This is a genomic window from Pseudoflavonifractor sp. 60 (assembly GCF_009911645.1).
Lineage (GTDB): Bacteria > Bacillota > Clostridia > Oscillospirales > Oscillospiraceae > Lawsonibacter.
The window spans coordinates 1-6,342 of record NZ_QWKI01000278.1; the positions used below are offsets into that span (position 1 = coordinate 1).

A 6,342-nucleotide genomic window follows, 5' to 3' on the forward strand; every position below is an offset into this window, starting at 1 on the left:
TGCGGGCCGGAAGGCGGGCTGGATCGTGCAGAACACCTTCTCGGTACTGGCCAACGAGCTGCTCACCGCCTGTCAGGCCATTGACGTCCGCCGCCGCCTGGGGACCCACGGACAGGGTATTGCCCCAGTCCACGAGGCTATTTTGAAGCACGTCCGTGAGAAGGTCCCCTTCTACGAGATCGACCGGGAGATTTGGCCTGATATTCAGGAAGTGGAGAAGATGATCCGCAGCGGCGAGCTGCTGGCCATTGTTCAGGAATATATCCCTGATTTCCAGTAAGCCATGAGGCTGAATGTTGTGCGGGCCAATCCGGCGGGCAATATAACCCTCTTTGTGCTGGACCCGGTGGACAAGGAGCAGCGGGGGGCGTTGGCCGCAAGGCTGATGGCCCTGCCTGGATCCGATGTGGAGCAGGTGGGCTTTGTTTGCCCGCCCCTTCAGGGCGGGATGGCCCGGATGGAGATGGCTGGGGGCGAGTTCTGTGGAAACGCCTCTCGGGCCTTCGGAATGCTCACTGCCCGGGAACGGGGCGGGCTCTCCCAGGTGCGGGTGGAGGTCAGCGGCTGTGAGCATCCCGTTACAGTGGATGTGGACTGGGCTGCCGGGACTGCCCAGACCCAGATGCCCCTGCCACGTTCGGTGCGCCGGGAGACGGTGGACGGCTGCCCCTGTGTTCTGGTGGACCTGGGCGGTATTGCCCACTTGGTGGCGGAGGATATTGCCCCCGGTCTGGACTTTTTCCGGCGATCCGAACCCCTGCTGGCCGGCATCCCCGGTTTGGACGCCTATGGGGTCATATTCCTGGACTCCCAAAAAGGGACTATGACCCCTTTGGTAAAGGTACCCGACGCCGGAAGCCTGGTGTGGGAGGGCAGCTGTGGTTCCGGCTCTCTGGCCGCCGCCCTGGCCCAGAGTCAGAGTGCCCCGGACGGCCCCTTTGTCCGGGACTACATCCAGCCCGCCGGCGTCGTCCAGGCCGCCGTGGTCCGCCGGGACCAGAGGGTAACCGCCGCCTATATTGGCGGAGCGGCCTCTGTGGACCAGCCCGCCGCCATTCCTCTTTCATCCCTACAGTAAGGAGGACGTTCCGTTATGTCCCGCATCTGTAATGAACGCAGTGAATCCATCGATACCCTCTTCCGTAGCATTTTGTCTCTGGAGAACATGGATGAGTGTTACCGCTTCTTCGGAGACCTGCTCACTGTACAGGAGCTGTCCGCCTTTGCCCAGCGGCTTCAGGTTGCCCAAATGCTCTCCGACGGCATGACCTATGAGACCATCCGCAGTGAAATCTCCACCAGCAGCTCCACCATAACCCGGGTGAATACCGCGCTGCGCTACGGCTCAGGGGGCTATCAAATGGTGCTGGAGCGGCTGACCAAGTAAGCCAAATCAACGCGTCTGGAATGGAGAAACATATTCCAGACGCTTTTTTCATATAGGTGAGGTGATGTGATTCTTAATAAAAAGGAGTGGCAGCTATGAGGAAAACCCGGGAACAAATACGTATTTTTTTCATCGACCGGAAGTGGTGGACGGCCTGCACCTGCCTGTGCCTGGCGGCGCTGATGTTCTATGTGGTGAACTACCCCGCCGCCGTGGGGGCCTCCGCCTCGGCCCGACAGCTTCCCATTTACTGTGTCCAGCGGGACCAAAAGCTGGTGTCCATCAGCTTCGATGCCGCCTGGGGCAACGAGGACACCCAGCAGCTCATTGATATCTTAGGTCAGTATCAGGTCCCCGCCACCTTCTTCGTAGTGGGGGAGTGGGTGGACAAATATCCGGAGTCGGTGAAGGCCCTCCACGACGCGGGCCACGAGGTGATGAACCACTCCAACACCCACGCCCACTACCCCCAGTTGTCCGCCGACCAGGTGGTGGCCGACCTCAACGCCTGCAACGACAAGATCGAGGGGGTCACCGGTGTGCGCCCGACCCTGGTCCGCCTGCCCTACGGCGACTACGACGACAACTCCATCAACGCCGTGCGCTCCATCGGCATGGAACCCATCCAGTGGGATGTGGACAGCCTGGACTGGAAGGATCTGGCCGCCGGCGAGATCATCCAGCGGGTGACCAGCAAGGTACAGCCGGGGTCCATTGTCCTGTTTCACAACGCCGCCCTGCACACCCCGGAGGCCCTGCCCACCATCATCCAGACCCTGCTCCAGGAGGGCTACACCTTTGTACCCATCTCCCAGATGATCCTCTCCGGGGAGTACACCATAGACCACACCGGCCGTCAGTGCCCCGCCTCCAGCTAAGAAACAAGCGGCGTTCCGCCTGAGACGCCACTATTTTAACAGCCGCCAGGTGGATTAGGGGATATTTTGTGAGGATGGAAGTCTTGCACATATCGCCAAAGTATGTTACAATCGGCCACGTATTAACTGTAAAGAGAGGAACCCAATATGTTTATAAATAACCTAGCGCTGGTCAAAGAGATGGACCCGGTGATTGGGGACATGATCGACCTGGAGTTTCAGCGGCAGAACCGGAACATTGAGCTGATCGCCTCCGAGAACATCGTCAGCGAGGCGGTCATGGCGGCTATGGGGTCGGTGCTGACCAACAAGTACGCCGAGGGCTACCCTGGCAAACGCTACTATGGCGGCTGTGAGGACGTGGACCTGGTGGAGGAGGAGGCCATCCGCCGGGTGTGCCAGCTTTTCGGCGCGGCCTATGCCAATGTCCAGCCCCACTCGGGGGCCCAGGCCAACATGGCGGTGTACCAGGCTCTGTGCCAGCCTGGCGACACAGTGCTGGGCATGAGCCTGGACAACGGCGGCCATCTGACCCACGGCTCGCCGGTGAACCAGTCCGGTCTTCTCTACAACATCATCCCCTACGGCGTGGACGAGAACGGCCTCATCGACTACAACGCCCTGGAGCGGCTGGCCCAGGAGAAGAAGCCCAAAATGATAATTGCCGGGGCCTCCGCCTATCCCCGGACCATCGACTTCGCCCGCTTTGCCGAGATTGCCAAGCGTGTGGGGGCCTACCTCTTTGTGGATATGGCCCACATCGCCGGTCTGGTGGCGGCGGGAGTCCACCAGAATCCTGTGCCCTACGCCGACGTGGTGACCACCACCACCCACAAGACCCTCCGGGGCCCCCGGGGCGGCGTCATTCTCAGCCGTGACGAGGAGCTGGGCAAGAAATTCAACAAGGCCATCTTCCCCGGGACCCAGGGCGGCCCGCTGATGCACATCATTGCCGCCAAGGCGGTTTGCTTTGGAGAGGCCCTCCAGCCCTCTTTCCGGGAGTACGGCCAGAAGATTATTGACAACGCCCAGGCGCTGGCTCAGGGGCTGCTGAACCGGAACCTGAAGCTGGTCTCGGGCGGCACGGACAACCACCTGATGCTGCTGGACCTGCGGGGTCTGGAGGTGACGGGGAAGGAGCTGCAAAACCGGTTGGACGAGGTGTATATCACCGCCAACAAAAACGCGGTTCCCAACGAACCCCGCAGTCCCTTTATCACCTCCGGCCTGCGTCTGGGCACCCCCGCCGTCACAACCCGGGGCTTCGGCCCTGCCGAGATGGAACTGATTGCCGGTTGGATCGCCGACACCATCTTCGACTTTGAGGGCACCGCCGACGCAACCCGCCAGGGTGTGGCCCAGCTGTGCGCCCGTTACCCCCTGTATCGCTGATCTCCCCATAGCTGAAAAAATGGTGCTCCAGCCGGAGCACTATTTTTTTGCACAAAAACATTGCAGAATCCCCTGTACTTTCTATGAATTTTGTGCTACAATCAATTCAGTATCACCATCGTTTCCCGCTGCCTGCGCGGGGATCGCAGGACTTCACATGCGGAAACAGCCGCACAGAGAGGAGGAATGCCTTCTTTTCATTAAAAAAACATAAAAAGGAGAGATTCGGTATGAAATTACAACGGATATGTTCAGCTTTACTTCTGTCCTGCCTGCTGCTGGCCTGCCTGAGCGGCTGCGGCAAAGCCTCGGACGAAATTCGATTCGGCACCGGCGGTAACGGCGGCGTCTACTACGCCTACGGCAGCGCCCTGGCCCCTGTGCTCACAGAGTCCACCGGCTGGAAGGTGACTGTGAAGGAGACCACGGGTTCCGAGGCCAACCTGCTCCTGTTGGAGAGCAGTATGGCTGACCTGGCCATTGTCCAGAGCGATACCCTCCAGTACGCCGCCGTAGGCGAGGGCAGCTTTGAGGGCCGGGTCCTGTCCGGCTACAGCGCGGTGGGCGGCCTGTACACCGAGGCCTGCCAGATTGTAGTCACCAAGGCGTCGGGCATTAACTCCATTGCCGATCTGGCGGGCAAGCGGGTCTCCATCGGCGCCGAGGATTCCGGTGTCACCCGGAATGCGGAGCAGATCCTTCAGGCCAACGGTCTGACCACCGACAAGCTGAAGGTCAGCCGTCTGGCCTTTGCAGAGTCCGCCGCTGCCATGGAGCGGGGCGACCTGGACGCCTTCTTCTGCACCGCCGGCGCCCCCACCAAAGCGGTGGCAGAGCTGGCGGAGAAAATGGACATACGCCTGATTTCCCCTGACCAGCGCACCATCGACCAGCTGATGGGCCTGTATAACTGCTATGCCATGTGCCGCATCCCGGCGGGCACCTACAAGGGGCAGAACGAGGACGTCATAACTCTGGGTGTCCGGGCCGTGCTGGTGGCCTCCGATTCTCTGGACGCCGCCCTGGTGAACCAGATCACCAGCGCCTTGTTCCAAAACAGCGAGCAGATCCAGAGCGCCGTCACCGTTGACGCGGCTGTGGACCCGCAGCACGCCATTCAGGGTGTGCCCATCCCCTTCCACTTCGGCGCGGCGGCCTACTACAGCGAGCAGGGCCTTACTGTGGAGGCCCGGACTCCCACACGAAATGTGCGCAGCTTCCAGATCTCCCTGGATATGTACCAGACACTGGCGGTAGCTGTGGTGGTGCTGTTCCTGGGCAGCTTCCTGAAGAAGCGGATCAAGCTGCTGGAGACCTTCTGTGTCCCCGCTCCTGTGGTGGGCGGTCTGATTTTCGCCATTTTGTCCTGTGCTCTCTATGCCACCGGCGTCATGGAGCTGAGCTTTGACGAGACGCTGAAAAACGTCTGCATGGTCATGTTCTTCACCTCTGTGGGCTTCCAGGCTAACCTGAAGGTGCTGAAAAGCGGCGGCGTCAGCCTGCTCATCTTCCTGGTGTGCGTCACCTCTCTGATTATCATCCAGAACGCGGCTGCGGTGGGCTTCTCCAACATTCTGGGGGTCAGCCCCATGCTGGGTATGTGTACCGGCTCCATCCCCATGGTGGGCGGACACGGCACCGCAGGCGCCTTTGGACCCAACCTGGAGGCCCTGGGTCTGGAGGGAGCCACCACCCTGTGTACCGCGGCGGCCACCTTTGGGCTGATTGCCGGTTCCCTGATGGGAGGTCCTCTGGGCCGCCGGCTGATTCTGAAGCACGACCTGCTGAAAACTGCCGTCCCCGTGGAGGAGACTCTCCCCGCCCACAGCGAGGAGCAGACCAGCAGCGCCATTCAGGGCTACGCCTCCGCCGCCTACCAGCTGGCCATCGCCATGGGGATTGGCACCATTGTCTCCTGGCTGCTGTCCAAGACGGGGATGAGCTTCCCAGTCTACATCGGCGCGATGATCGTGGCCGCCATTATGCGCAACGCCAGCGAGTTCAGCGGCAAGTTCGAGGTCCCCATGCCCGCCATTGACGACATCGGCAGTATCTGTCTGTCCCTGTTCCTGGGCATTGCCATGATAACCCTGAAGCTGTGGCAGCTGGCCGCCCTGGCTGTGCCTCTGATCATCCTGCTGGTGGTTCAGGTGGTGCTGATGTTCCTGTTCTCCTACTTCGTGGTCTACAATGTGATGGGCCGCAACTATGACGCCGCCGTTCTGGCCGCCGGCACCTGCGGCTTCGGCATGGGCGCAACCCCCAACGCTATGGCCAATATGCAGGCCCTCACAGACCGGTTTGTCCCCTCCGTCAAGGCATATATCCTGGTCCCCATTGTGGGCAGTATGTTTGCCGACTTTATCAACAGCATTACCATCACCTTCTTTGTGAATATGCTGTAACTGGACAGAAACCGGTTCCCTTTCCAGACGCAAAGCGGACCCCGGAGCAGAGGGCTTCGGGGTCCGCTGTTTACCTCTCTCCGGAAAAACCTTTCTTCAATTCGTAAAGTAGAGAAAAATTGTAGAGCGGGCCGGGGTAGTTCCACCTTGTGATTCCTTAGGAGCGCACAAGCGGCGAAGCCGCTTGCCCCCTTTGGCAAAGAGGGTGACCGAGCGAAGCGAGGGCGGGGGATTGTCCCTGAAAGCACCATCTTCTACCTAAAATTTCAAGTAGAATCAG

The 6,342-nt window shown here is 60.4% G+C and carries 6 protein-coding genes and 1 pseudogene; all 7 read left to right on the forward strand.

Features of this window, described 5'->3' with window-relative positions:
* Nucleotides 1–280 (forward strand): aromatic amino acid lyase (locus tag D1646_RS21495; protein ID WP_160638402.1); only part of this gene is annotated, 280 nt, incomplete at its 5' end.
* A 3-nt stretch (nt 281–283) separates the two neighbouring features.
* Nucleotides 284–1,078 (forward strand): hypothetical protein, encoded by a 795-nt coding sequence (locus tag D1646_RS21500; protein WP_160638403.1) that lies wholly within the window; start codon nt 284–286, stop codon nt 1,076–1,078.
* Between the two features lie 15 nt (nt 1,079–1,093).
* Complete coding sequence (locus D1646_RS21505; protein ID WP_160638404.1) at nt 1,094–1,387, forward strand: YerC/YecD family TrpR-related protein; 294 nt, start codon at nt 1,094–1,096, stop codon at nt 1,385–1,387.
* Nucleotides 1,388–1,482: 95 nt separating this feature from the next.
* A complete protein-coding gene (locus D1646_RS21510) occupies nt 1,483–2,265 on the forward strand; it encodes a polysaccharide deacetylase family protein (RefSeq protein ID WP_160638405.1) in 783 nt (260 codons plus the stop codon).
* Nucleotides 2,266–2,412: 147 nt separating this feature from the next.
* Nucleotides 2,413–3,657 (forward strand): serine hydroxymethyltransferase, encoded by a 1,245-nt coding sequence (glyA, locus tag D1646_RS21515; RefSeq protein WP_160638406.1) that lies wholly within the window; start codon nt 2,413–2,415, stop codon nt 3,655–3,657.
* A gap of 230 nt (nt 3,658–3,887) precedes the next feature.
* A pseudogene (locus D1646_RS24080) lies at nt 3,888–4,820 on the forward strand (TAXI family TRAP transporter solute-binding subunit); the annotation flags it as partial.
* Between the two features lie 72 nt (nt 4,821–4,892).
* Nucleotides 4,893–6,062, forward strand: a complete 1,170-nt coding sequence (gltS, locus tag D1646_RS24085; RefSeq protein WP_347565270.1) for a sodium/glutamate symporter — start codon at nt 4,893–4,895, stop codon at nt 6,060–6,062.
* Nucleotides 6,063–6,342 lie beyond the last annotated feature (280 nt).

Bases quoted from the DNA above. Each gene is read 5' to 3' on its own strand.
- D1646_RS21500 (WP_160638403.1), top strand. From the start codon at position 284: ATGAGGCTGAATGTTGTGCGGGCCAATCCGGCGGGCAATATAACCCTC.
- D1646_RS21505 (WP_160638404.1), top strand. From the start codon at position 1,094: ATGTCCCGCATCTGTAATGAACGCAGTGAATCCATCGATACCCTCTTC.
- D1646_RS21510 (WP_160638405.1), top strand. From the start codon at position 1,483: ATGAGGAAAACCCGGGAACAAATACGTATTTTTTTCATCGACCGGAAG.
- glyA (WP_160638406.1), top strand. From the start codon at position 2,413: ATGTTTATAAATAACCTAGCGCTGGTCAAAGAGATGGACCCGGTGATT.
- gltS (WP_347565270.1), top strand. From the start codon at position 4,893: ATGTACCAGACACTGGCGGTAGCTGTGGTGGTGCTGTTCCTGGGCAGC.